At 64.6% G+C, this 24273-nt stretch carries 22 protein-coding genes; 13 read left to right on the top strand and 9 right to left on the bottom strand.

What is annotated here, in order from left to right:
- Positions 1 to 36: 36 nt before the first annotated feature.
- Positions 37 to 477, top strand: coding sequence for a DUF2231 domain-containing protein (locus M2299_RS07175; RefSeq protein ID WP_100437031.1), 441 nt, complete (start codon positions 37 to 39; stop codon positions 475 to 477).
- Positions 470 to 1780: a sorbosone dehydrogenase family protein gene (locus tag M2299_RS07170; protein WP_059065442.1), complete on the top strand. Its 1311-nt coding sequence runs from the start codon at positions 470 to 472 to the stop codon at positions 1778 to 1780. Before M2299_RS07175 ends, M2299_RS07170 begins: the two co-directional genes overlap by 8 nt.
- Before the next feature lie 50 nt (positions 1781 to 1830).
- On the opposite strand, the gene M2299_RS07165 is transcribed toward M2299_RS07170, so the two are convergent.
- A complete protein-coding gene (locus M2299_RS07165) occupies positions 1831 to 2493 on the bottom strand; it encodes an exopolysaccharide biosynthesis protein (protein ID WP_025877405.1) in 663 nt (220 codons plus the stop codon).
- 172 nt (positions 2494 to 2665) lie between these two features.
- Here M2299_RS07165 and yidA point away from each other — a divergent pair, with 172 nt between their 5' ends.
- Positions 2666 to 3499 (top strand): sugar-phosphatase, encoded by an 834-nt coding sequence (gene yidA / locus M2299_RS07160; protein ID WP_280884121.1) that lies wholly within the window; start codon positions 2666 to 2668, stop codon positions 3497 to 3499.
- Positions 3500 to 3559: 60 nt separating this feature from the next.
- Here the strand turns inward: yidA and M2299_RS07155 are convergent, their stop codons facing one another.
- The gene (locus M2299_RS07155; protein WP_223486892.1) at positions 3560 to 4225 is read right to left on the bottom strand and encodes a hypothetical protein; all 666 of its coding nucleotides are present in this window, start codon (positions 4223 to 4225) and stop codon (positions 3560 to 3562) included.
- A 284-nt stretch (positions 4226 to 4509) separates the two neighbouring features.
- Between M2299_RS07155 and M2299_RS07150 the strand changes: the two genes are divergently transcribed.
- Positions 4510 to 6825, top strand: a complete 2316-nt coding sequence (locus M2299_RS07150) for a TonB-dependent receptor (RefSeq protein ID WP_280884120.1) — start codon at positions 4510 to 4512, stop codon at positions 6823 to 6825.
- Positions 6826 to 7569: 744 nt separating this feature from the next.
- On the top strand, positions 7570 to 7872 hold the full coding sequence (locus tag M2299_RS07145) for a hypothetical protein (RefSeq protein WP_223486888.1): 303 nt from the start codon (positions 7570 to 7572) through the stop codon (positions 7870 to 7872).
- On the opposite strand, the gene M2299_RS07140 is transcribed toward M2299_RS07145, so the two are convergent.
- The 4 genes from M2299_RS07140 to M2299_RS07125 form a co-directional block, all read right to left on the bottom strand.
- Positions 7869 to 12215: an AAA domain-containing protein gene (locus tag M2299_RS07140; protein ID WP_280884119.1), complete on the bottom strand. Its 4347-nt coding sequence runs from the start codon at positions 12213 to 12215 to the stop codon at positions 7869 to 7871. The genes M2299_RS07145 and M2299_RS07140 overlap by 4 nt on opposite strands.
- Positions 12216 to 12251: 36 nt before the next feature.
- Entirely contained in the window at positions 12252 to 12704 is a 453-nt protein-coding gene (locus tag M2299_RS07135; RefSeq protein WP_158684169.1) for a hypothetical protein, read from the bottom strand.
- 100 nt (positions 12705 to 12804) lie between these two features.
- Entirely contained in the window at positions 12805 to 14310 is a 1506-nt protein-coding gene (locus M2299_RS07130; RefSeq protein WP_280884118.1) for a YifB family Mg chelatase-like AAA ATPase, read from the bottom strand.
- 411 nt (positions 14311 to 14721) lie between these two features.
- Entirely contained in the window at positions 14722 to 14910 is a 189-nt protein-coding gene (locus M2299_RS07125) for a hypothetical protein (protein ID WP_100437027.1), read from the bottom strand.
- Positions 14911 to 15101: 191 nt separating this feature from the next.
- On the opposite strand from M2299_RS07125, the gene M2299_RS07120 reads away from it, so the two are divergent.
- Entirely contained in the window at positions 15102 to 15407 is a 306-nt protein-coding gene (locus tag M2299_RS07120) for a hypothetical protein (RefSeq protein ID WP_133119701.1), read from the top strand.
- An 84-nt stretch (positions 15408 to 15491) separates the two neighbouring features.
- Here the strand turns inward: M2299_RS07120 and M2299_RS07115 are convergent, their stop codons facing one another.
- Entirely contained in the window at positions 15492 to 15842 is a 351-nt protein-coding gene (locus M2299_RS07115) for a helix-turn-helix domain-containing protein (RefSeq protein WP_099843995.1), read from the bottom strand.
- Positions 15843 to 16087: 245 nt separating this feature from the next.
- On the opposite strand from M2299_RS07115, the gene M2299_RS07110 reads away from it, so the two are divergent.
- The 7 genes from M2299_RS07110 (at position 16088) to M2299_RS07080 (ending at position 22343) form a co-directional block, all read left to right on the top strand.
- Positions 16088 to 16390: a hypothetical protein gene (locus tag M2299_RS07110; RefSeq protein WP_100437026.1), complete on the top strand. Its 303-nt coding sequence runs from the start codon at positions 16088 to 16090 to the stop codon at positions 16388 to 16390.
- A 30-nt stretch (positions 16391 to 16420) separates the two neighbouring features.
- Positions 16421 to 16732 (top strand): hypothetical protein, encoded by a 312-nt coding sequence (locus M2299_RS07105; protein WP_099843991.1) that lies wholly within the window; start codon positions 16421 to 16423, stop codon positions 16730 to 16732.
- A 196-nt stretch (positions 16733 to 16928) separates the two neighbouring features.
- Entirely contained in the window at positions 16929 to 18176 is a 1248-nt protein-coding gene (locus M2299_RS07100) for a hypothetical protein (protein WP_280884117.1), read from the top strand.
- Entirely contained in the window at positions 18173 to 19018 is an 846-nt protein-coding gene (locus tag M2299_RS07095) for a hypothetical protein (protein ID WP_280884116.1), read from the top strand. The genes M2299_RS07100 and M2299_RS07095 overlap by 4 nt, the downstream gene beginning before the upstream one ends.
- Complete coding sequence (locus M2299_RS07090) at positions 19008 to 19781, top strand: class I SAM-dependent methyltransferase (protein ID WP_280884115.1); 774 nt, start codon at positions 19008 to 19010, stop codon at positions 19779 to 19781. Before M2299_RS07095 ends, M2299_RS07090 begins: the two co-directional genes overlap by 11 nt.
- 4 nt (positions 19782 to 19785) lie before the next feature.
- Complete coding sequence (locus M2299_RS07085; protein WP_223486882.1) at positions 19786 to 21099, top strand: ABC transporter permease; 1314 nt, start codon at positions 19786 to 19788, stop codon at positions 21097 to 21099.
- Entirely contained in the window at positions 21096 to 22343 is a 1248-nt protein-coding gene (locus tag M2299_RS07080) for an FtsX-like permease family protein (protein ID WP_223486880.1), read from the top strand. The genes M2299_RS07085 and M2299_RS07080 overlap by 4 nt, the downstream gene beginning before the upstream one ends.
- A gap of 725 nt (positions 22344 to 23068) precedes the next feature.
- Here M2299_RS07080 and M2299_RS07075 read toward each other — a convergent pair.
- Both M2299_RS07075 and M2299_RS07070 read right to left on the bottom strand, forming a co-directional pair.
- Positions 23069 to 23584: a cold-shock protein gene (locus M2299_RS07075; protein WP_280884114.1), complete on the bottom strand. Its 516-nt coding sequence runs from the start codon at positions 23582 to 23584 to the stop codon at positions 23069 to 23071.
- Between the two features lie 46 nt (positions 23585 to 23630).
- A complete protein-coding gene (locus M2299_RS07070) occupies positions 23631 to 23993 on the bottom strand; it encodes a hypothetical protein (protein ID WP_280884113.1) in 363 nt (120 codons plus the stop codon).
- Positions 23994 to 24273: the final 280 nt, after the last annotated feature.

The raw sequence follows: 24273 nt of genomic DNA, 5'->3' as shown, positions 1-24273 counted from the left end.
CAGCCCGTGCACCCCTTCCCCGAACGGAGCACGACCATGGTCAACCCCGTCGCCCAGGCCCATCGCGGCCTCGGCACAACACTCTTCAGCCTGTTGAATCCGATACCGTTCGGCTTCTTCGTGGCCGGCCTCATTTTCGACATCCTCTACCTCAACACCGCTGAAGTGATGTGGGGCAAGTCGGCGGCGTGGCTGATCACCTTCGGCCTGCTGATCGCCATCCTGCCGCGGCTGATCAATCTGTTCGCGGTCTGGCGCCGCAACGGCGCCGCCACCGGCACCGACCGCCTCGATTTCCTGCTCAACCTGGTCGCCATCGTGCTGGCCGTCTGGAACGCCTTCGTGCACAGCCGCGACGCCTATGCGGCGGCCGTGCCGGGCACCATCCTCTCCGCGCTGACGGTGGCACTGATCGCGCTCGGCTTCATCGTGCTTTCGCTGCAGCAGCCGGTGCTGCAAGGAGCCCGTCATGGCTAAGCGCATCCTGCCCGCCGTGGGCGTGCTCTCGTTGTCCCTGGCGTTGGTCGCCTGTGCCGGCAAGGCCGAGTACCACCCGGCCGACCAGTCCGGCGCGCAACCGCCGTTGCCCAAACCCGAGAACTACCTGTTGCCGCCGATGCAGGTGCCCAAGGGCGTGGGCTGGGCCGAGGGCCAGGCACCGTCGGTGGCCGACGGCCTGAAGATCGAACGCATCGCTGCCAACCTGCAGCACCCGCGCCGGCTGCTGTCGCTGCCCAACGGTGACGTACTGGTAGTGGAAGGCAACGGTCCCGGCGAAGAGCCGGTCACCACGCCCAAGCAGTGGATCGCCGGCAAGGTGAAGGCGCGCTCGGGCAAGGCCGGCAAGGGCGGCAACCGGGTCACGTTGCTGCGGCGCGCGCCGGGCACCGGCACCTGGACCCAGCACGTGTACATCGAAAACCTGCACTCGCCGTTCGGCATCCAGCTGATCGGTGACACGCTGTATGTGGCCAACACCGGCAACATCATGAAATACCACTACGTGCCGGGCGAAACCCGCATGTCCGACAAGGGCAGCGAGTTCACCGACCTGCCCAGCACCATCAACCACCACTGGACCAAGGAACTGCTGGCCAGCCGCGATGGCAGCAAGCTGTACGTGGGCGTGGGCTCCAACAGCAACATCACCGAGAACGGCCTGGCCGTCGAGTACCGCCGCGCGGTGGTGCTGGAAGTGGACGTGGCCACCAGCGGCAGCCGCATCTACGCCTCGGGCCTGCGCAACCCCACCGGCCTGGACTGGGAGCCGAGCACCGGCAAGCTGTGGGCGGTGGTGAACGAACGCGACGAGATCGGCGCCGACCTGGTGCCCGATTATCTCACCTCGGTGCAGGAGCACGGCTTCTACGGCTGGCCCTACAGCTACTACGGCCAGCATGTGGACGAGCGCGTGCAGCCGCAGCGGCCGGATCTGGTGGCCAAGGCAATCCGTCCGGACTTCGCCATCGGCTCGCACGTGGCACCGCTGGGCCTGCTGTTCTACACCGGCCAGGCGTTGCCGGCGAAGTACCACGGCGGTGCCTTCATCGGCGAGCACGGCAGCTGGGACCGCTCGCCACTGAGCGGCTACGAAGTGGTGTACGTGCCGTTCAAGGACGGCAAGCCGGCCGGCCGCCCGGAAGCGGTAGTGAGCGGGTTCGCGTCCAAGGACGAGAAGACGCTGATGGGCGCGCCGGTGGGCATGGCCATCGATGCGGAGGGCGCGCTGCTGGTCGCCGATGATGTGGGCGACGTGGTGTGGCGGGTGTCGGCGAAGTAGCCGGCTGCCCGCGCATCACCCGTGCTGTAGAGCCGAGCCCATGCTCGGCTCTACAGCGCCGATGACCCGCTGCGGAAGCCACTGAACACCGATTCGGCCGCAAAGCCCACGCCGCCCAGCAGCACACCGAAGTACACCACCGACGCCACCACGAAGCCGTAGCCGGCTGCCACCGCCGCGCCATCGCGCTGGATGAAGCCGATCGCAAAGGACATCAGCGCCAGCGCCGGCAGCGTGTTGCTGAAGGGAATCGGCCCGGCCGGCAGCATCAGCAGGATCGTGGCGAACACCAGCGCCAGGTTGTTCAACCGCATCATCTTCTTCGAGCGCACCATCGCTGCCAGCCGCATCGGCCGGGACAACCGCTCCATCCGATGCACCCATTTCAGGGCACGGCCCAGGTTGGCTTTCAGCTTGTCGGTGGCGATCTGCTTGTCGGCCAATCGCTGCGGCACCCACAACGGACGGTCGCGCACGCGGCTCAGGCCGATCAGCAGGATGGACGCACCGAACACCGTGCTCAGCCCGGGAATCGATACCGGAATCAGGAAGATCGCCGACAGCAGGATCACCACCAGCATCAGGCCTTCGTCGCCCAGCGCATGCAGCAGCGTGCCGACGCGGATATGGTCGCCGGGCAGGCCGTCGATCAGGTCTTCAATCTGCTGGGCAAGCGGGGCGGTGTCAGTGGCGTCGGGCGCTTGGTAGGTCATGCGTCGAAAGAGTGTCCAGGGAAGGGCGGTCGATAGGGCCGTCCTGCGGTGGGGGACGCACAGGCCCCACGAGTATCCCCGGCCAGCGCCGCGCAGAGGTGAACGATGCATGAGGCCGGCGTTGCCAGGCGGCCTGGCCTAAAATGGGCGTCCCCCGCACTGGTTGAAGATGATGGACATGGGTCGCAGGCAATCGACCATCGAACTGGTCGCCATCGATATGGATGGCACCCTGCTGGACCCCGCCCACAAGCTCACCGCGCGCGTGAAGCAGGCCATCGCCCAGGCGCGCGCGCTGGGCGTGCACATCGTGCTGACCAGCGGCCGCCCGGTTCCAGGGCTGGCGCCGTTCCTGCATGAGCTTGGCATCGAGGGCGACGATGAATACTGCATCGCCTGCAACGGCGGCCTGGTGCAGCGCATCGGCCCGCGCGAAACCGTGGTCGAGTATCCGCTCAGCTTCGACGATTTCGTGTACTGCGAACAGGTCGCCCGCGATATCGGCGTGCACTTCCAGGCACTGGATGCGCAGCGCATGTACACGCCCAACCAGGACATCAGCATCTACACCGTGGCCGACTCGCATCTTTCGCGCATGCCACTGTCGTACCGCCGCGTGGCCGACATGGACCCTGGCATGTCCTTCATCAAGCTGATGATGATCGACGAACCGGACGTGCTGGATGCCGCCATCGCGCGCTTGCCAGCCGCGCTGACCGAGCGCTTCGCGGTGCTGAAGAGCGCGCCGTTCTTCCTGGAAGTGTTCGACCACCGCGCCGGCAAGGGGCCCAGCCTGCAGAAGCTGGCCGAGCACCTGGGCATCGACCGCGCCAACGTGATGGCCATCGGCGACCAGGAGAACGACCTCACCATGCTGCAGTACGCCGGCACCAGCGTGGCGATGGGCAATGCCATCGATGCGGTGAAGGCTACCGCGCGCTTCGAGACCGCCACCAACGCCGATGAAGGCGTGGCCAGGGCGATCGAGCGCTTCGTGCTGCAGTAAGAAGCCGGCAATACGAAGAAGGACGCCGCCACGCACGGTGGCGGCGTCCCACCAACGGTTTTACTGGCAGACGTACTCGTTGCCCGACTGGACGCTCTCTACATCGAGCTCATGGTTCTGGATCTCGATCGTTTCCATGCGGGTCGAAACAACCACCGCACGGGCACCGACGTTGCAGCCGGCAGGCAGGCCGCCAGCGTAGACCTGCCCATTGATCGCGTACGCCAGGCCGTAGCAGGCCGAGCCGAGCTTCTGCGAGTCGAAGTGGCAGGCATTGAGCTGGTTGTTGGCTGATGCGCTGGCGGCGTTGTAGTTGCTCGTCCAGCCGCTGAATGGATCGTTGGCGCAGGTGCCCGGGAAGTCCTGGATCGGCGTGCCGCCGGTCGTGCAGGTGTGTTCCCATGCGCTGGAGAAGGGGCTTTGCTTGAAGTACGCAGTGCGGCCGCTGTCGACCCATTGCGCAGCAGCGGCATTTTCGGCGAAGGCGGACAGGCCGAGCAGGCAAAGTGCAGTTGCGGCGAGCGGTTTCAATCCATTCAACATGACGTTCGTCCTTTGAAGTGTCGAGTTAACGCGTCGGAGCCTTGCATGGCAGTGCGTGCGGAAGGCATCGCAGATATCCGCGCGGCCGCCGCCGACATGATCATTCAGCATCCAGGGCGGCGCAAGTCGAGCCAGGAACGAATAGTCGAAAGGCTGACCGAGCGCACAGACATCACGCTGCAACGTGCAGGTGATAGCGCGGCATCGAAAGCGATACCTGCGTATAGCCGCGCTTTCCCACGGTGCAATGGCGGATGTGGCGGTCCGATGCAACACTTCCGCACGTCGAAATCACACCATCGAATCGTTCGGCAGCTGATCGTCTTCGTCTGCCGCTGACCGGCGCGCGCGCTGCGCCGTTCCCGCCTTCAACGCAATCGCGTCACCAGCCACTGCATCGCCATCCGGCGCTGCATCGCGCTGGGCGTGCGCCTGCGTCCTCTTCTCCCTGCACCCTGGATCTGGCCATGAACACTCCACCTACGCTTCTTGCCCTGGCAATCGGCACCGCCCTCGTTGCACCGCTGCACGCTGCCGAATCCACCGACGCCGCGCACGACACCCCCACCACCTTGAACGCGCTGCAGGTCATCGCCACCCCACGCGGCGCGGCCGTTGCCCCCACCCAGGTCGTGGGCCCGAACCGCTACGTCATCAATGCCATCGACCTGGATGCGATGGTGACCGGCAACAACGGCCTGTCGATGCTGAAGAACGTGCCGGGTGCCAGCTACACCGCCACCGACGGTCTCGGCCTGGATATTTCTGCCACCAGCCTGTTCGTGCGCGGTTTCCGCATGAATGAAATGGGCATCACCTTCGAAGGCGTGCCGCTGAACGACAACGGCTTCCTCTCGCTTACCGGCACCAGCGTGGTCAACGTCGGCGTGCCCGATGGCATCGGTTCGATCACGGTCAGCCCGGGCGGTGCACCAGTCAGTGTGTTCTCCAGCAGCGTCAATGGCGGCAGCCTCGAGTACCGCCTGCGCGACCTGCAGGACACCCCCAGCCTGCGTATCAAGCAGGGCGTGGGCAGCAACAACACACGGGTCACCACGGTCTCGGGCCAGAGCGGCCAGCTGGGCGAACACGGCCCGAAGCTGCTGGTCGACCTGCAGCGCGTGTCGGCCGACAAGTACCAGGGCGCCGGCACCCAGAAGTTCCTGCGCGGTGACCTGAAGGCCCAGCAGGATGTGGCGTGGGGTGACTTCACCGTGTTCCTGTCCGACAGCAAGGCCGCAGTGTGGGGCTACAACAACATCTCCTTCGACATGATCCGCAAGTTGGGCTGGAAGGCCGACAGCTTCTATCCGGACTATGCATGGGCGTACTACGTGGCCTCGCCGGAGAACGCCGACACGTCCTGCGGCGCCTACAGCTGCGGGGAGCTGTCCGAACTGATTCCCTACGACACCGGCCAGGTGACCCGCGACCGCGTCGCGTCGATCAACCATCGCTTCCAGATCACGCCCGCGCTCAGCGGCAACGTGCAGCTGTACAACGCCAACAGCCACACCCAGGCCACCTTGACCGACCCGACCGTGCCCTCGCCCAACGGCGCGCCCTTCTCCGAACAGGTGCAGACGCCGCACCTCAATCGCCTCGGTGGCATGTTCAACCTGCAGTTCGAGACCGGTGCGCACACCCTCACCACCGGTTTCTGGCAGGAGAAGAGCAAGGCGGCCGCGAAGACCGAGTGGTACCAGCAGCCGCTGCTGGGGCAGGGCAAACCACTGAAGGCGACCGGGCCGTTCGATGTGTACGGGCCGGCGTTCCAGACCGACAACGCATCCAGCTGGGTGACCCGCTCGCGGCAGTTCTACCTGCATGACAATTACGCCGTTACCGACACGCTGGTGCTGGGGCTGGGCTTCAAGGCCGTGGACTTCACCACCACCGGTGGCGGCATCGGCGATGCAGCGGAGCGGCCGGTGTCCGGCACGCTGCGCGCAAAGAGCAACTTCCTGCCGCACGTGTCGCTGTACTGGAGCCCGACCGAGCGGACCGATGCCTTCATCGACCTGGTCAACACCATGAACGGCTATCGCGTGGCCCAGCGCGGCAACATCGGCTATACCGCGTCGGCCTGGACCATCAGCGACCAGAAAGAGTTCGACCGCGTGGCCGGCACCCTGCGCCCAGAGAAGAACTGGAACCTGACCGTGGGCGCCAGCCACCGCTTCGACCGCCTGACCGTGACCGGTGATGTGTTCTACAACGACATCCGCAACCGCCTGCTGTCGGCGGCCATCGGCACCCAGTTCGCGCAGATCAACACAGTGCGCTTGATGCCGAAGATGCACGTGATCGGCGCCGACCTCGGCATCACCGCCGACCTGACCGACCACCTGCAGTTCTACCAGGGCATCGCGCTGGCGCGCTCGTACTACGACAACGATTTCGTGGTGGGCGATACCGTGTACCCGATCAAGGGCAACGCGCAGCCGGGCTACCCGCAGCTGTCGCTGGTCAGCGACCTGTCCGCGCACTTCGGCGACTGGCGTTTCGGTGCCACCAGCACCTCATACCTGCGGCAGCCCTTCACCTATGAAAACGACATCCGCGTGCCGACGTTCTGGCAGGTCAACGCGTACACGGCCTACACGCTGGGCCCGGACAGCCTGCTGCCGGGGCTGGAACTGCGGCTGGACGTAAGCAACCTGTTCAACCGCAACAACATCGGCACCGCCACCATCGCCGGCTCGTCGTTCTCGGGCGACTACCAGACCCTGCAGCGCAGCGCCCCCCGGCAGGTGATGTTCAGCACCTCGATAACCTTCTAGGTAGATCCACGCCATGCGTGGATGCACTTCGCGGCATGCTGGGTAGCGCGGGGCCATGCCCGGCGAAATCCCTCCGGCGCCGACGCGCCTTGCCAACCAAGGTTGGCATCTACCCAAGCGGGGCCCTTCGCCGCACGCAATCCGGTAGCGCCGGGCCATGCCCGGCGGAATCCCTCCGGCGCCGACGCGCCTTGCCAACCAAGGTTGGCATCTACCCAAGCGTGGCCCTTCGCCGCACCCAATCTGGTAGCACCGGGCCATGCCCGGCGGAATCGCTCCGGCGCCGACGCGCCTTGCCAACCAAGGTTGGCATCTACCCAAGCGTGGCCCTTCGCCGCACCCAATCTGGTAGCGCCGGGCCATGCCCGGCGGAATCGCTCCGGCGCCGACGCGCCTTGCCAACCAAGGTTGGCATCTACCCAAGCGTGGCCCTTCGCCGCACGCAATCTGGTAGCGCCGGGCCATGCCCGGCGAAATCCCTCCGGCGCCGACGCGCCTTGCCAACCAAGGTTGGCATCTACCCAAGCGTGGCCCTTCGCCGCACGCAATCCGGTAGCGCCGGGCCATGCCCGGCGAAATCGCTCCACCCAAGCGGGCCATCCGCCGCACTTTGCACAATCAGCACTGATATTCCGGCACCAACGCAAGGTTCCCACAATGTTGCTGGGTCATCCTGTACGCATGGCACAGCACAACCCCCGTTTCCCTCCGGTCCGCAGGCGCGCCCATGGACGTGCGCGTCCGGTGCCGTTCGCAGCACCGGCGGTCGACCTGCAGGCCGAATACCAGTTCTGGCAGGTCTATGACCGCGTAGTCCGCCCCCTGCCCGGGGGCGGGTTCCGCCTGGCCTGGCTGGTGCTGCAGGCCGTGTACCGGGCGCGGGCGCGCTATCCCGCCGACACCCACAAGGCGGCGCTGTCGCGGGTACTGTTCGGTACCAACATGACCGACGCGCGCGCGGCCGAACTGGAAGAACTCTACACGCTGGTCAGCCGCAGGCTGGCGGCGGTGGCCGTGCGCACGCTGGCACCCGGCAGCACCGCCTAGCCCGCCTTGCAGGGCATGCAGATCCGTCCCACCCCGCCGGCACCGGCGCGCAGGTCAGGGTCGAAGAACTCTTCCTGGCTGCGGATCTGCCCACAGCGGCTGCAGACCTTCTTCTCCTTCGATTCCAGCCCCTGCACCTGCTCGATCACCTGGTCGACCGCTGCCGAGCGGATCTCCGTGCCGGCCACTTCAATCAGGCGATAGAGCCGGTCGGACAGTGTCTGCACCGGGTCGCTGCCGAGGTTGAACCGGTTGATGCGCAGGAAGCGGTAGCCGTAGCTTTCCAGGGTCAGCTGGCGCTCGACGTCGGCCTCCACCAGATAGCGCTCGTGGTTGCCCACATGCACCGGCTTGTCGCGGCGGAAATGGAATTCGAAGCCGTCGTACTCGATCACGATCTGCAGCGCGCCGCGCACGGTCTGCACGGTCACCAGGAAGTCCACGCGCCACGCCGGGTGCTGATAGGTAGGGTCAAGTTGGCGCAGGTAGTCACCCACCGGAAACTGCGGAATGATCTCGACCGCATCGCCATGGGCAAGCACGAACGGCGTCTGCCGCAGCCACTGCAGCACCTTCGATTCCATCGGGCTGCGCGCATCGGTCTGCGCGGCGTTGGGCGCGGGGCGGTCCAGCTGGCTGGCGTAGTAACGCAGCGCATTGCCGATTGCGCCGCGGAACGCATCCACCGGCATCGAATGGACGAACCAGATCGCCTCCTGCGCACGGGAGAAGCCGACATTCAGGCGCTGCACTTTCAGTTTGTCTTCCACCGCATCCACCGCGCCGCTCAGGCTGACCGGGAAGATGTAGTTCAGCGCATCCTGGCCGGCAGTCGCCACCATCGAATAGAAGATCAGCCCGCGCTCCTCACCCTGGCAGGAGTCGACCGTCATCACCTTCAGCCGAAGCCGCTCTTCAAACTCGCGGCCGCGCGGATGGTTGAACAGCGTCTTGGACAACAGCGTCTGCTGCTCGCGGAACGGGGTGATGATGCCCACCGTGGGCGGCGCATCCGTATCCAGCAGTTCCACCAGGCGCTCGGCGATGAAGGCCGCTTCGGCGTCGTTGGTGCTGCGGCTGGTGCGGTGCCCACTGGCATCGACCTGGCTGAAGCGGATCACCTCCTGCAGCGGCCGGCTGCGGATCTTCAGCGCCTGCAGCTGGTGGTTGTAGAAGGTGGAGGACGAGAACCCGATCAGTTCCGCATAGCTGCGGAAATGCTTGCGCAGCATCACCGAGTACGAGGCCGAGAGCGAGCAGAACTCCAGCACCGAGCGCTTCACATCGAACATGGCCAACCGCTCCAGCACGTCGGCCTGCTGGCTGACGTTGGTGCGGAAATAGTTGACCAGGTCCGAGCGGTACTTGTCGTTCAGCGCGATGCTGGCGTTGGCGGCCTTGACGTTGGAAAACTGCTTGGAATCGCCCAGTACCACCACCTTGCGCGCGCGCAGCAGCGCCGGCAGCGCCTGCGCCACCGAGACCTGCGAGCCTTCGTCGATCACCAGTACGTCGAACAGGTCCGGTGCCAGCGGCATGTATTCGCCGAACTCGCGGATGCTGGCGATCATCACCGGGAACGACTCGCGCACGCTCTCGAACTTGTCCACCGGGAATTTCTGCCGGTTGGCGATCACGCCCGCCAACGCCCGCGCATCGGCGCGGTGATGATCCATGAAGCTGATCAGGCGCCCATCCACATGGGCATTCATCACCGAGGTGTTCAGGCGCTCCAGCTTGGTCTTGGTGCCCACATAGTCGTACTGCGGCGCGTCGACGAAGGCCTTGCGCGTGGCCATCCAGCCCTGCAGGAAGCGCAGGGTCAGCGCCCACAGTGCGGGGTCGTCCTTCGGCTCGGCCAGCAGGGCCTCGACGATGGCCGGATTGAGCCGCGCCAGCAGGGTCATCGCCTGCCGTGCAACCGCCGCACCCGGGCCCGGCGCGGCGCCGTGGGCGATCTGCCGATAGCTGGCCGGCAGCTGCGTGCCCAGGCCTTCGGCCTCCAGCTTCATGCGCAGCGCGTTTGCGCCCTGCACGATGTCCTGCAGGGCAGCTGCATCCTGCTTGAGCAGCAGCGGGCGGGTGGTGCCGAGCTGGTTGAGCTGAAGCTCCAGCCCGCGCACCGCATTGCCACGCAGCAGATAGCCCAGCAGCGGCATCTTCAGCTGCTGGTACTGCAGCAACAGCGTGCCCAGCAGCCGTATCTGCTCGGCATCCAACGACTCGAACAGCGCCCAGCCGTCAACCGGTCGGTCGGCAAGAAAGGCGGTGGTCACCGCATCGCGGCGGATACGTTCGTCCAGCGACGCCGGCGTGTAGTCGGTGCTGCCGAACAGGTCGGCAAGATAGGCTTCCAGTGCGTCCGCCTGCGCGGTCACCGCTTCCAGCTCAGCCAGCACGTTGGCATCCATCACCGCGTGTACCTGCTGCAGCACCGCGGGGGCGCGCTCGCCCAGCGCCGCTTCCTGCTCGTGCATGGTCTTCACTGCAGCAAGCGATACACGCCCCAGCGTCTGCACGGTAGTGGAGATGGCCTGCCGCAGTGTCTGCGCCGTGTCCTGGCGCTCGCTCTCAAGGGCGGGCTGGTTGGCTTTCATCGCCTTGGCGAAGGCCGAAATCTGGCTGATCGTGCCGGTGGAAGTCAGGCGCTTGAAGTTGGCCGCCTGCTGGCCCAGCCGCAGGATCGGGTTGGGGAAATCGCGATCATGGCGAACCCGGCTCATCGCATCGGACAGCTTGTCGTACACCACGTCCAGCGCTTCGGTCTTGTCCGACAGCACCAGGCAGCTTTTCTTGTTGAAGGCGCAGTCGGCGGCGATGGCGGTGATGGTATGCGACTTGCCGGTGCCAGGCGGGCCTTCGACCACCACGATGCGGCCCTGTGGCTCGCGCACGGCCAGCAGGATCTTGCGCTGCTCCTCGTTCAACGGAATGGGCGAATCGAACACCATGCGCTCCACCAGCGGCAGCGCATCCCAGGCCGATTCCACCCGTTCCCCGATGGGCTCGGGGTTGCGCATCAGCACGCCTTCCACCATGCCGTGGAAAAGATCCACCAGCTTCGACCCCCCATTGCGGGCCTGGTCGATGATCTCCTCGAAATCATTCAACAGCGCTTCGTCGGCGCGCTCGAACGCAGCCAGGTGCAGGGCAGGCGACAGCGCAACGGTGGCGGTGGATGCCTCGCTGGCAGACGAGGAAAGCGAGACGTCGCCGCCCAGATCCACCGCGTTGGCCACCTGCCGGAACAGCGACGCCGCCACTTCGAACAGGCTCTGTGCCGGGTCGAGGTACTGGATGCGCTCCTGGATCGGCGACACCCACTCGCGGGCCATGCCCGCGGCCAGTTCCTGCAGCACGAAGTCGATCGCGCGGCGGTTGGCGAACAGGCGGTTGCTGAGGGTCAGGGTGTAACCCGAACCATCCTTGGCCCGCACCACGTCCAGCGGCAGGTAGAACACCGGGTACTGCACCCCCGCGTACTTGAGCGTGCCCACGTAGAGATACAGCTGCAGACCATCGCCGGTGGCGACATAGGTTTCCAGGTCGCGGAACTCATGGAAGGCGTCGGCCGCCACGAAGTTCTCGAAGAACGCCATCAGCGCGCTGATCGTGCCGTCGCGGGTCAGCTGGTGCTCGCAGGCCTGCTGCAGCGGCAGTTCATCACCGGTGGCCAGCAGGCGCGCCAGCACCTCCGGCAGCGTCTGGTACAGATCGACAACGGAGCGGGTGACCAGGTCCGACTCGGCCGCGTGCAGCGAATCCATCACCCAGTACGCCTGGCCCTGCAGTGGGCCGGCCAGATGCGCGATCAGCGGCCGCACCACCTGCACGCACATCGCATCGACCAGGGCGCCCTGCACCGATTCCACCCAGGCTTCCGGGTCTTCCAGCGCGCCGGCCATGCTGGCGCGCGCCTTGTCCAGCACGGCCACGCGCACCGTGGCGATGGCGGTCTCGGTGATGGCGTTCACTTGTTCTTCGACGATGCGGCGCAGCGTCGCGCTGATCGGCCGGGTATAGCTGCGCGGGCCGATGGTGAACGAAAGCTCCTCGCCGGAGGGCCGGCTGAGCAGCTTCCACAGCTCCTTGTCCAACGCCGGATACGGCGCGGTGCGCATGCCCGCGCGGAAGCCGGAATCGCTGGTAAGCACGATGCGGCGCCGCGGTGCCTGCGCGCGCTTGAAATCCGATTCAAGGAAATCGCGGAAGTACTGCGAGATCCGCACCGCGATTTCGCGCATCTTCGTTTCACCCAGAGGCCCGCCGCCGCCGGTTGCCGCAGGTGTCAGCGGGGTGGACGCATCGGAGGTCGGCAGGTGCGGCGGCTGGGGAGTGCTCATGTATGGCTGGGCGGGCACCTGGCAAGACAGGCACCGCTAGGGACTGGGTCCTGCATGGTCGCACGCGTCGCCCACGGCGGGGAGGGGGCCAGTGCCCTCCAGTACCGACGGCAGGATCATGTGCGACGTCAGCGATCGCCAGAACAGCGACTCGTCGTAGCTGTCAAAGTCGGTCCGGACCAGAATCGGCGACGGCAGGCCCTGCGCGCGCAGGCGCAGGCGGATACTGGCGACTTCCTCGCTCAGCCCCATGCCGAACAGCACCAGCTGCACCTTCGCATCGCGCAGCACGAACGATTCCTGCAGGCGCGTGCCGAGGCCGGCCGCAAGGAACGTTCCCACCAGGTCGTAGTTGCGCCATTCCAGCACCGACAGGCCGCTGTCCACGCTGTAGATCGATTCCATGCGGATCAGGCCGCGCCGTCCTATCGTCCGTGATATCCGCTGACGGGCGGCCTCCTGCCCGCCCATGATGAGCATCCTGAGCAAAACCGCGTCTCCTTGTGTATGGGCTCGCGGAAATGGTCAGGGCGCAGGTGGCATGGCAGATATCAGATGAATCTGATTCCTTCGTGCATGCAACAGAGTGCTATGCACCTGGCTTGCCCCGGTCCAGCTGCCGGTAGCCAATGGCCTCCGCCAAGTGTGTGGTCTGGATGGTCTCGCTTTCGGCAAGATCGGCAATGGTGCGTGCCACGCGCAGGATGCGATGCATCGCCCGCGCCGACAGCTGCAGGCGCTCGATGGCCTGTTCCAGCAGGTCCTGGTCGGCTTCGCTCAAGCGCGTGCACGCGCGCAGGGCAGCAGGCGGCAGGTGCGCGTTGAGGCCACCGCGCGCCTGTTGCCGCGCATGTGCCGCTTCCACCCGCGAACGTACGCTGGCGCTGGGCTCGCCCAGCGGCGTGCTCTCGCGAAGCTCCACCGCATCCATGCGGCTCACGTTGATGTGCAGGTCGATGCGGTCCAGCAACGGGCCCGATACCCGTGCGCGGTAGCGGGTGATGCGCTCGTCGCTGCACAGGCAGCGGTTGCTGCGGTCGCCGGCCCAGCCACAGGGACACGGGTTCATCGCCGCCACCAGTTGGAAGCGTGCCGGGTAGACCACGCTGCGCGCTGCACGGGAGATGCGGATGTGGCCAGACTCCAGTGGCTCGCGCAGGGTTTCCAGCGCACTGCGGTTCCACTCCGGCAGTTCATCCAGGAACAGCACGCCGTGGTGCGCCAGCGAAATTTCGCCGGGGCAGGGCGGATTACCGCCGCCCACCAATGCCGCAGCGCTCGCACTGTGGTGCGGCGCGCGGAACGGCCGCTGTCGCCAACGCTTCGGGTCCAGTCCTTCGCCGCTGACCGAGGTGATGGCCGCCAACTGCAGGGCATCGATCTCTTCGCTATCCGGCAGCAGGCTGGGCAGGCGCGAGGCCAGCAGGGTCTTGCCGCAGCCGGGGCTGCCGATCAGCAACAGATGATGGCCACCGGCGGCGGCCACCTCCAACGCTCGGCGTGCGAGCGCCTGCCCGCGGACATCGGCCAGATCCGGCAGCGGCAGCGGCGTAGTGTCCACGCGTTCCACCTGCGGCAGCAGGCGTGGATTGCCCAGCCCGGCGCAGCATTCCAGCAGGGTGCGCGCCACGCGCACATCGGCGTGCTGGGCGAGGGCGGCTTCGGCAGCGTTGCCTGGCGGCACGATCAGGATTCGCCCCGCTTCGGCGGCGGCAATGGCGGCGGGCAGCGCGCCGGACACAGGGCGCAGCTCGCCGGTCAGGCCCAGCTCGCCGATGAACTCGTACTGCAGCAGCGACTGCGGATCGACCTGGCCACTGGCAGCGAGGATGCCCAAGGCAATCGCCAGGTCATAGCGACCGCCTTCCTTGGGCAGGTCGGCGGGCGCGAGGTTCAATGTGATGCGCCGCTGCGGGAAGTCGAAGCGCGCGCAGAGCAGGGCGGCACGCACGCGCTCGCGTGATTCGCGCACGCTGGTCTCGGCCAGGCCGACAATCTGGGTGACCGGCAGGCCGCCGGAGAGATGCACTTCGATCCGCACCAGCGGGGCATCGACCCCGGCGCGGGCACGGCTGTGGACCAGCGCCAGGCTCATGTGTGGATTCCTGCGGAGGGGCGCTTGATGGTGAGGGGGCGACATTCGGGCCACCATCGGGACTTTCAGGTGGTGCGACTAGGGGGATTCCGACCATTGGGGGGAAGCGGGAATTTCGAGAGGACACCCTGCGGCGGTTCCCTCTTGGCGTCGAGGTTGCAAGCGGCTTTCGCCGCGGAACCAGCTGGCGCCCACTGTCCAGCGCGGAAATTGGGCACTACGAAGCCTTGAGGGGGGGGGCAGACACTGGCACAGCAAGGCTGTCTCGCACGAGGGGGAGGCTTACTGGTCGAGCTTGGGCGTTCTCTCGATCTAAGGCCACTTTGCGGTTCAACTCATGACGTTTACGCATGGCCGCTACTGGCCGGAAGCTGACACTAACCTGGTCGTAAGGTAATGAACCACCACGCTTCACAACGCTGCCTGGGAACCCGGATTGATGCCCGTCTCTCGGCCGGCCTGACGAACGAAGTTCGAATGATAGGCCTCGGGGCTGTTGAAGGGTGGCAGGAGCACCTCCTTTGGCGGGGGTGAGTGCCAACGGAGGTGCTTGACGGTGCCGATGTCATCGATTCCGAAAACGGTTTCGTCGATCCACATCGATGGATTCGTGTTCGCAGAACGCCCTTGGGTTCGACAGGCAAGTCATGTTCTTGCCCGCGGGTCTGGGAAGGAATCTTGTCAAAACATGCCGACCCAGTCCGCTGTGCCAAGCACAGCGCGACATTTGTCGGAATGCAGGTGCGCTCGGAAACTGAAAATGTCCCTGACCAAGTACACGGAGCGTTGCGATGCGCAATCGAATTGCAGGAAAGGCACTTTCCTCCCTCACGCTGATCATTGCGGGCACTGCGGCGACGTCGGCCGCTCCAGTTCATTCGCAGGTGAACACTGCAGAAGCAGGGTTGAATGCCCTGACGGCGATTGACCTGGACGCACTTCGCAGCAGCGAATTCTCCGCTCACCAGGACGGGGCTCTCGTTGCCCACAACCATTCGGACTCGCTTGACACGTGTCATCCTCACCACGATACGGGCGTTGACACTCGCAATCTGACGGACGTCGCAATCCCGTCGGACTCTCGATTTAACGTCTGAGCCAGATTCCCGGCCGCGTCCTGTTAATTCTCTGAAGAGATCGTTGGCCTAGGTCCATGAGACCCCGCGTGCCAGCTGCACGTACTAGATATACGTCTCTGCGCTTTCCATCAGCGCCAGGAGGTGAAGCAGGAAAGACATCGGAAGGTGTTTTGAAAGCTCCACCATCCTGGCCTCAAGGCTCGAGCGTGTGCCAACGGTCTCACCGGTGCGCTTCATCTGCTCGCCGGCTACAAGCCAGGACACGCTCACATTCATGATGCGGGCCATGCCCTGCAGATGGTCGATCGTAGGAGAGAAACTCTCCTCTCGTTCCCAGTGTCCGACGGTAGCGCGGTTGACGCTCAGCGCCTTGGCCAAGTCGGTCTGCGACAAACCGCTGCTGATCCGGGCAAAGCGGATCCGGGCAGAGAGCGTGTCGAATTCCATATCCATATAGAGCCCCTGACTCGCAACGCGACCCTGGTGAGGAGGTTTTGGCTTCGAGTCTGCTCAATTGTCACCCCAGAGTCAAACAAGGTTCATCAACCACAAAAATGAGCATTCGCACTGTGCTGTGCACGACACAGCGTAACGTTTGTGTGAATGCAATGTGTCTGCCTGTAATCGATGCCCGCAGTGCGGATTCGTACTGCACTGCGGGAAGCTTGTTTTTCCAACCGATTACATGGAGTGTTTCAATGAGCAATCGAATCGCAGCAAAGGCCCTCTCGTCTCTTACGCTGATCATTGCGGGCACCGCAGCAGCGTCGGCGGCACCGGCTCACTCGCAGGTGACCTCTGCGGGTGCTGAACTGAACGCCCTGACGTCCATCGAGGCTGATCTGGACCTGCTTCGCAACAGCGAGTTCTCCACTGCCCAGGAACAGATGCTGGCAGACGGCCACCATTCGGACTCGATCGGGTCCCACCACCATCACGAGGCCACCAAGAAGGAAATGGCATCCGTCGCTGCCATCTCCAACTCGCGATTCGACGTCTGAGCTCGCCCACCCGATCAAAAGGAACTGGAAATGAAAGACAACCGAAGCACGGCCAAAACCCTTTCTGCGCTCACCATGCTGGTAATCGGCAGTGCGGCCGTCGGTGGGGCTGTCGCATCGCCGATTTCTGGCGCCCAGCTGGAGCCGGCAATTGAAAGCGCAACGTCGTTGACCGTCGTCAATGACCTGTCGATGGACGAGTTCGAGAAGGTCGCCACGGGCAATCGTCTGGAGGCCTTGGTTGCCGGGGGGCATCACGACGACTCCTTCGGCTCGCACCACCACCATGAAGCGGCCATCGAGAAACAGACCGCGATGTCTGCCGATCGCTTCAACGTCTGAGGCCGGAAGCACGCGAGCGGGGGGCCTGTTGCCGCTGGTGGTCACCTGCACGCAGACGCAATGGTGATTCGAGCTGCTGTGCTCTGCACAGCAGCTCGATTGCGGGTCTGCCCATCATGTGGCAGTAATCCTCTTTCAAGTCGGTGCCGGACAGTCGTAGGTGGCAAGGACGGCGAGCACTGCATGGAGCAGAAAAGTGAATGCGATTACCCAGTTGCAAACTCCCGACGTGAGCAGCCCGGCCTGCTTGATGGAGATCGCGGATACGACGGAGCATATGGAGGCCGTCGTCGAGGGGATTCTGTGGTCAAGACTGCGCAGGATGAAAGCGCGACTGCAGGAAGTGCTTGCCGACCCGCGGTACGGGACGACGGCTCGTGCCATGCATCAGATGTACCAGTCAATCGGGTCCGATCGCCAGGCTCGCGTACTGCTGAGTTCCGAGTTCTGCGAGCAGTATCTGTGCCTGGAGTCCGCGCGCAAGGGCAGGCTGGAGGCCGGAGCTGACGAGCAGGAGAGGGCAGAGGAACAGGCCCGCGCGCTTGGCGCGCTGCACGACATCATCGCTCGGGAGAAGTCGATCGCCGAGCTGGCGCAGGGGCGGACCGGCAGATATCTGAGAGAGGCGCGGCAGTGGCAGCTCTACAGCCCGGTTGGAGACTGCGTTGCGGAAAAGGATGCCACGGGCGTGTGGACCCTTCGGCAGTTGCCGAAGCTGGGTGACTGTATCGCGCTGGACCTCGAGAGCCCGCCAGCGCGGCACCATGAGCCGCGTTCTGGGGTGCTCAGCCAACCGTGCCTGCCGCTGACCGATGCGGAGCGTGAGCATGTCTCGCGAAAGCTGGCAGAGGCGCTGGCGGCGATTGATCGGTCAGAACCCATGTACGGCCTTCTCATCCGCAACTTCGTCCGGCGGATCACCGTGCGCAAGTCGGCAGAAGTCACGTCCGATGAAGCCGGCCGCTACGGCTCGGAGCATGTGCCGAGGCAGCCGGGTTCCATTCGGCTGCTGAACACGCATAACCCTGAGCTTCTGGTTGAGGCGTGCATGGAGAGCATCATGCATGAAAGCACGCACAACTATCTGGCCGCGTGGGAGCTTGCCAACGGGTTCTTCGTTGCCAATGACTACCAGCACCGTGTCGTGTCTCCGTGGTCCGGCAATCCCATTCCCAACTCCTCCTACATCCACGCGGTCTTCGTCTATTACGTGTGTCATCGCCTGCTCAAGCGTCATCTTGAGATCTCTCCGGGCCTGGGTGAAGTCGCCAAGCGCCACGTCCAGCGCAGGTTGGCCGTCTGCGCCGCCGGCTTCCTGATCGAGCAGGATCTGAGCGGTCGGTTGATGACCAAGGACGCCATCAATGGCGAGGTCGGGCAGATGATCGATCAGATGCAGGCCGAGATGAAGCGTCAGTATCGCTACGGGGAGTGGCAGCAATGAGCAGAACAGTCGTCATCCACGCGGATCACCTTGACCCGGTCGCGCTGCGGGCGCTGGCCACGGGTGTCCCCGCCATACACATTGATGAGCTGATACCAGTAATGGAGGGTCAACCCTGGCCTGAGGTTCTCCGGCTGAGCCCAGGTGCGCATCTTGAAAGTCTGTTCCGCGGAACCAAAGTGGTGAACCGGGTCTTCTCCCTGGAAGGAACGCAGGTCGAACGGTTCCTGGCCGAGCACGGCGTGGACGCCCGCTGGTTCCATATCCGCCTGCAGCCGCTTCTGGCGCTGGGGGTGAGCCTCTGTCACGACACCGGCACGCGCGGCGTATCCCGGTGTCTGGCCCCGCTGAATGTGCAGTGGTTTGAACTCGAACGCGCTCTTCCCGAGGCGAATACGCCTGACTTCGCCTATAGCTTTGGCTACGAAGAACCAGACCTGTCCCGCATTGAGGACCCCATGCAGAAGTCGGTCTGGTCGCTTTTTGACTGGCGACAGGAACGGCAGCTTGATGACGAAGAGCGCCGCAGGCATCAGTTCCACGTGTCCAGGCCGAAGGGCGTCCCCGTGATCGCCTGGTTCCTTGGGCGGGACTACAACGGAATCCACTTTCCCCGTGAAAGCGTTGAGGTCGATGATGCTGTGTGCGGGCAGCTGACGCGAGCAGCTGCACAGGCCTTCCGTGCCGAAGCAGGAGAGATGCTCCTGTACGTGACGGACGAGGCAGTCACCTTCCACGCATTCTCGCCCTACCTTCGTTCTGTCGCCGTCGATGCCGCGGTGCAGGATGCATTGGACGCGTGGTTGCTTACCGGCGGCGCCGGAGGTGTGAATGCTGCTTGAGAAGCTGAGCTCGCTGCGCGAGTCCATGGGCTGGGTCTACGGAAGCGAGGACCTGTGCGTACTGTTGTACAGCCTGGTCAAGCGGACCCGCCCGCGCATCGTGGTCGAACTGGGCACCGGCTTTGGCGTCACTGCGGCCTGGATGGCCGGTGCATTGCGGGAGAACGGCAGCGGTGTCATTCACACCTACGATAATGGCTCGCACTTCTCCAGTGAGCCAGGCATCAGGTTTGTCGAGGGCCTGCAGGGGCCGCTTGCCGATTCACTGCGGGAGATGGGGCAGGACTATCCCGCTTTCCTGCAGCACGTATTCCAGTGGGCCGGGGTCGAGAATCACGTTGTCGCCAATTGGCAGGAGATCGGCTTTGCCGAGATTGCCCAGGCCCCCGCCTTTGACGGCGGAATAGACATGGTCTTCTCCGACTTCAACCACTCCCAGGACAGCATCCAAGCCTTGCTGGCGGCGTTTCTGCCGCGCATGGCGGAAAGCGCTTCGATCTTCATCGACAGTGCCTCCACCCAGCGGCTCAGCTACCTGACCCTGGAGGCCGTTGTGGACGGCCTGAATCAGAATAAGATACCCAGGGCGTTCATCAAGGATCGCAGCGAGCAGGACATTGACGCGCTGCTGCGTATGGTCCAACGCTCGCGCTTCCGGCTGATGCATCTGCTGGAAGCCTGCGACAGGGCGCAGAACAGCACAGCGTGGATCTCGATTGAACCGGTGGACGTGATTCCGACTGCGGCCACCTTCCTGCATTAGAGAGATGTATATGTTCGGCTATTACTTTGCGCTGGCCCGCACCAGGCTTATGGAAACCAAGGGGATGAGCGCCGCGCTGATCCTGGCGCTGGGGTTGGGCATCGGCGCAAGCATGACAATGCTGACTGTCGTGCGGACAATGACGTGGGATCCACTGCCGGGGCGGAGCGAGCATCTCTATCACCCCTTCATTGACGCGCTTCCCACGTCCTACGACGTCAGGCCGGGCATGGACCCGCGCGTGGCTCTCACCTGGGTGGATGCGCAGAACCTGCTTCGGCAGGCCCCCGCCTCCCATCAGACCGCGCTGGCGTCTGCCCGTCTGCTAGTGGATGCGCAGCGCAGCGTGCAGATTCCATTCTTCACGCAGGGGCAGTATGTCACTGCAGATGCGTTCGCCATGTTTGGCATTCCCATGGCGCAGGGCAGGGCCTGGACGCGTGAAGATGATGCTGCCCACGCCCGGGTTGTCGTGCTGGGCCAGGATCTGGCTGCTCGTCTGGGCAGTGAAGGCCTGGTGGGAGCCACCGTCCGGCTTGGCGGCCAGGCATTCAGGGTGGTCGGTGTCGCCGGTCCGTGGAGCCCGCGCCCCCGGTTCTATACGGACCTTCAGCAGGATGTCTTCAAGGGGCGCGAAGACTTCTTCATCCCGATTGGTGTTGCAGCGGAAATGCAGATGGCGGTGTCCAGCAGCGTCTTCTCATGGAGCAGTGACAAGCCCCTCAATCGCCTGCAGGACGCCCGCACATCATGGGTCCAGTTCTGGGCCGAGTTGCCTGACGCGGCCAGTGTCGAGCAGTACGAGCGCTTCCTGGGCAACTACGCACGTACACAGCACCAGGCGGGAAGGTTTGACAGGACAACTGCACCGCGGATGGTGTCCCTGAAGGACTTCCTGGTCGAGCATCGCATCATCCCCAACGAGGTGAAGCTGCAGCTGGCGCTGTGCCTGGGGTTCCTGATCGTTTGCCTGCTGAACATGAGTGCCTTGATCTTCGCCCGCTTCATCCGCCGGTCCCATGAAATATCGGTCCGTCGGGCGCTGGGTGCGCGTCGGCAGGACGTCATCTATCAGCTCTGCACTGAAGCACTGATCATCGGCGGCTTGGGCGGGGCGGTAGGGTTGATCGTTGCAGAGGCCGGCCTCTACCTTGTGCGGATGCAGCCGGAAGACTACGCCTCGCTGGCCAACATGGATCTGAGCATGGCCGCTCTCACCGTGGGCCTGGCGTGTGTCTCCAGTGTCATCGCTGCGTTCTTCCCTGCGCTGCGCGCTACCTCAGGCCGTCTGGCCATGCAGATCAAGGCGTCAGAATGAGCATTGCAGAAGTCCCCCTTATCGTCCGCGCGCTCACCCGCAACCGCTTCATCGCGTCCATTCTCCTGGTGCAGGTGCTGGTTGCCACGGCGTGCGTGACGAACCTTGCGTTTCTGCTGTCCGAGCGGCTGGGAACCCTCACCTACAAGACGGGCCTGGAAGAGGCGAACCTGGGCGTCATCGAGACCGAATACCTGGGGCCTGCAGCAGCCAACCCTGCAGCCTCGATCAGGACCGACCTGGAGGCCATCCGCCAGCAACCAGGCGTCGAACAGGTAATCGCAGCAGAGTCACTTCCGCTTGCCCAGCACAATTGGTCGGCCGGGTTCACCAACAAGCCGCTTAAAGGCAATGACATTTCCGGCATCGTAGAGGCCGAACCGACTGTCTATACGGCATCGTCGCCTGCCGCCAAGGTGCTGGGCCTGACCCTTGTTGCCGGCCGTGACCTGTCTGCGGGAGCGTTCGTGCCGATGGAAGCCAGCGCCGACTATGCCGGGCTCTACAAGGCAAGCGAGGCCGTTGTCTCGCAGGCACTGGCAGACAAGCTGTTTCCGGAGGGCGGCGCAGTCGGCAAGTTCCTGTATGCCGATGCGCAGCACCCCATCCAGGTGGTCGGCATCGTCAAGACGCTTTCCCGGCCTGTTCTGAAGACCGATGCAGACAATGACATGTCACTCATTCTGCCGCTGATTCCGGACGGGCCTCGCGTGATGTTCGCCATCCGTGCCGCGGATGGGCGAGTGGCGGATGTGATTGCGTCCAGTGAGGCGACCTTGTCGCAGCGCGACGCAAACCGCACCATCGCCCGCAGCACCTCGTTCCGGGAACTGCGCGCCGACTACTTCCGCCACGATCAGACCATGGCGATCATGTTCCTGAGCTCCGGGTTGGCGCTGTTGGTGGTAACGGCTACGGGCGTGTACGGACTGGCCAGCTTCTGGGTTCGCAAGCGGTATCGTCAGATCGGTATCCGGCGCGCATTGGGCGCCCGGAAATCCGACATCCTCCGGTACTTCCTGGTGGAGAACCTGATTCTCACCGCCACCGGGTCTGTTGTCGGCACCGTACTGGCCATCGGCCTGAACATGGCCGTGGCCCGGTACTACGAGGTAGCCAGGATCGAGGCGCCATTTCTCGCCATTGGCGTACTGACCGTGCTTCTGTTGGGCCAGGCCGCAGCATTTGTTCCGGCCCGACGAGCAGCCAAAGAGGCCCCGGTGGCGATCCTGCGTAGCGCCTGACCCGGACGGGTCTGTCATCCGGCCAGTGCTCGCGCCAAAGCACCGTTCCTTACGGCTACGCGATGGCGACTCGGAGGCGCTGCGATGGACAAGGCGTGTAACACGGCAGTGGAGGAAAGGAGTAACCGGCAATGCGATGCATTCGGATACCAACCATCCTCTCGCTCATCCTGGGCCTGCTGGGGTGCAGGGACGAGGTGGAGAGTTCAACGTATCCCATGGGTCAGACCGGAAAGACCTGCGCTGCCTATAAGGGCTTTGATCGCCACCCCCTGAAGGGGTTGTTGCCGAGCCTTCCAGGCGGGGGTTGGACAGTCGCAGGTTGATTCATAAAACAGTCTGCGGTTCGATCACCAGCTGGGAGATCCTTCCTGCGGGGGCGTCGATCCATCGGATACCTCCGCCAGATGTGTATGTAAGCGTCCGGCTGAGGGAAGACGGCTCCGTTTCCGTCAGTACGGACCGCCCATGATGTCGGCGCTGCCCCTGATGGTCGAGCATCGGGCCAGCGTCACTGGACGGCAGGATTGCTACGTGGGGCGCTGGGTTTGTCCCGTACCCGGAGAGGTCAGCCTCTGGCCGGACGCGAATCTGATCAATGACGGCGTCGCAATTCGTTTAATGCGACGGAGCCCAATCTGATGGTCTGTGGAGGGTGGACAGAGGACGCACGATGGTGCGACGAGCACTCTGCGGGCTGCGATCGGGAGTCGTTGGCGGAGCGGCTAGAGGGATTGCGACCAAGGGCTGCCCGCGGTCCCCAACAAGCAACGCTGCTCATCAGGCACTGCCCCACTGAAGCGCCCAAACAGCGCTTCGATCCACGATGTTCCTGCACTCTGCACCAGCAACGCGCCCTGGCTCTGGTGGTAGTCCAACCATCGCTCGAAACTGAGGCGCAGGCGCTCGATATCCGGTGCCCGCGTAAGTGCATCGGCGGGCACCCGGATCAGCACGCGTGAGGGGGCATTCTCCACGTCCATCACCAGGACGCCCTTGCAGCGGATCTCGAAGGACGTCACCCCGGCATAGCGCGTGTGCAGTTCAAAGCCCTCATCTGCTTTGGCGGTCACGAAGCCGAGTGCATCACTGTGCAGCTGCCGGTAGTCGGCTGGCTGCAGCTTCTGGTACGCCCACACCTGATCGCCCGCTGGCTCGGGCCACCCCGCCCATACCGCGCCGATCACCGCGATGCACACCGCGATGCACACCGCCGCCGCGGCAAGGCCGTGTTTCTTCATTCATCACCCCGCACAAAAACAGAACGTCACGCCCACAAGTGCGCCCTCAGTCTCTTGGCCGCACCCGTTCGTGGATGAAGGCCGTGAGTGCGATGTCGGCCATCACCAGCCCTTCCATCACCCGGTCGCCCACGTACTGGTCGGGCTCACCGTTCTGGCGCGTGCGTTCGGCCGCCAGCAGGATCTCCTGCACGATGCGCTGGCCCGTCAGCGCGCAGTCGGCGTCGGACAACTGCATCTGCCGGCTGCGCAGGTGGTGGCGTTCGGGCCAGGGCTGGCCATCGGCCGCAGCGCCGGCGCCGATGCTGTGGAGGATGGCGATGAGGCTGTTGGGGTCGAGAGCAGGAGCGGGCGAGGGCGAGGGTGCTTCCTGGTTGGGGCGCGGGGGAGGGGAGTGCGGCGTGGTCATGGCTGGCTCCGTGCATGCAGGCAGAAGCCGCCACCGATAAAGGTGGCGGACGATGCGTGGCTCGAAAACCGGGCTAGGGACAAACCGGCGGGTACAAGACCCCCACGCACCGCCCGCCATAGCCGGCAGACGGATTGCCAGCCGGCACCACGCGTGGCGGTGCCGGCTGACAAGCGTAAAAACAACATCCCTAGAACTCGGGTTTTCGACGCCCGGCCACCCGTTGTCGGTGGCTCTACCAGAGTTGCCTGATGTTGTTGGAAATGCCAAGGGGGTGGGT

The organism is Stenotrophomonas sp. 1278, from assembly GCF_029892765.1.
Lineage (GTDB): Bacteria > Pseudomonadota > Gammaproteobacteria > Xanthomonadales > Xanthomonadaceae > Stenotrophomonas > Stenotrophomonas indicatrix.
Note: the sequence above shows the minus strand (reverse complement) of the source record. Positions and strands in the feature narration are given on the sequence as shown.

Coding starts and splice junctions, on each gene's coding strand:
- M2299_RS07175 (WP_100437031.1), top strand. CDS start 37: ATGGTCAACCCCGTCGCCCAGGCCCATCGCGGCCTCGGCACAACACTC.
- M2299_RS07170 (WP_059065442.1), top strand. CDS start 470: ATGGCTAAGCGCATCCTGCCCGCCGTGGGCGTGCTCTCGTTGTCCCTG.
- M2299_RS07165 (WP_025877405.1), bottom strand. CDS start 2,493: ATGACCTACCAAGCGCCCGACGCCACTGACACCGCCCCGCTTGCCCAG.
- yidA (WP_280884121.1), top strand. CDS start 2,666: ATGGACATGGGTCGCAGGCAATCGACCATCGAACTGGTCGCCATCGAT.
- M2299_RS07150 (WP_280884120.1), top strand. CDS start 4,510: ATGAACACTCCACCTACGCTTCTTGCCCTGGCAATCGGCACCGCCCTC.
- M2299_RS07140 (WP_280884119.1), bottom strand. CDS start 12,215: ATGAGCACTCCCCAGCCGCCGCACCTGCCGACCTCCGATGCGTCCACC.
- M2299_RS07130 (WP_280884118.1), bottom strand. CDS start 14,310: ATGAGCCTGGCGCTGGTCCACAGCCGTGCCCGCGCCGGGGTCGATGCC.
- M2299_RS07125 (WP_100437027.1), bottom strand. CDS start 14,910: ATGTGGATCGACGAAACCGTTTTCGGAATCGATGACATCGGCACCGTC.
- M2299_RS07120 (WP_133119701.1), top strand. CDS start 15,102: ATGCGCAATCGAATTGCAGGAAAGGCACTTTCCTCCCTCACGCTGATC.
- M2299_RS07115 (WP_099843995.1), bottom strand. CDS start 15,842: ATGGATATGGAATTCGACACGCTCTCTGCCCGGATCCGCTTTGCCCGG.
- M2299_RS07110 (WP_100437026.1), top strand. CDS start 16,088: ATGAGCAATCGAATCGCAGCAAAGGCCCTCTCGTCTCTTACGCTGATC.
- M2299_RS07105 (WP_099843991.1), top strand. CDS start 16,421: ATGAAAGACAACCGAAGCACGGCCAAAACCCTTTCTGCGCTCACCATG.
- M2299_RS07095 (WP_280884116.1), top strand. CDS start 18,173: ATGAGCAGAACAGTCGTCATCCACGCGGATCACCTTGACCCGGTCGCG.
- M2299_RS07090 (WP_280884115.1), top strand. CDS start 19,008: ATGCTGCTTGAGAAGCTGAGCTCGCTGCGCGAGTCCATGGGCTGGGTC.
- M2299_RS07085 (WP_223486882.1), top strand. CDS start 19,786: ATGTATATGTTCGGCTATTACTTTGCGCTGGCCCGCACCAGGCTTATG.
- M2299_RS07080 (WP_223486880.1), top strand. CDS start 21,096: ATGAGCATTGCAGAAGTCCCCCTTATCGTCCGCGCGCTCACCCGCAAC.
- M2299_RS07075 (WP_280884114.1), bottom strand. CDS start 23,584: ATGAAGAAACACGGCCTTGCCGCGGCGGCGGTGTGCATCGCGGTGTGC.
- M2299_RS07070 (WP_280884113.1), bottom strand. CDS start 23,993: ATGACCACGCCGCACTCCCCTCCCCCGCGCCCCAACCAGGAAGCACCC.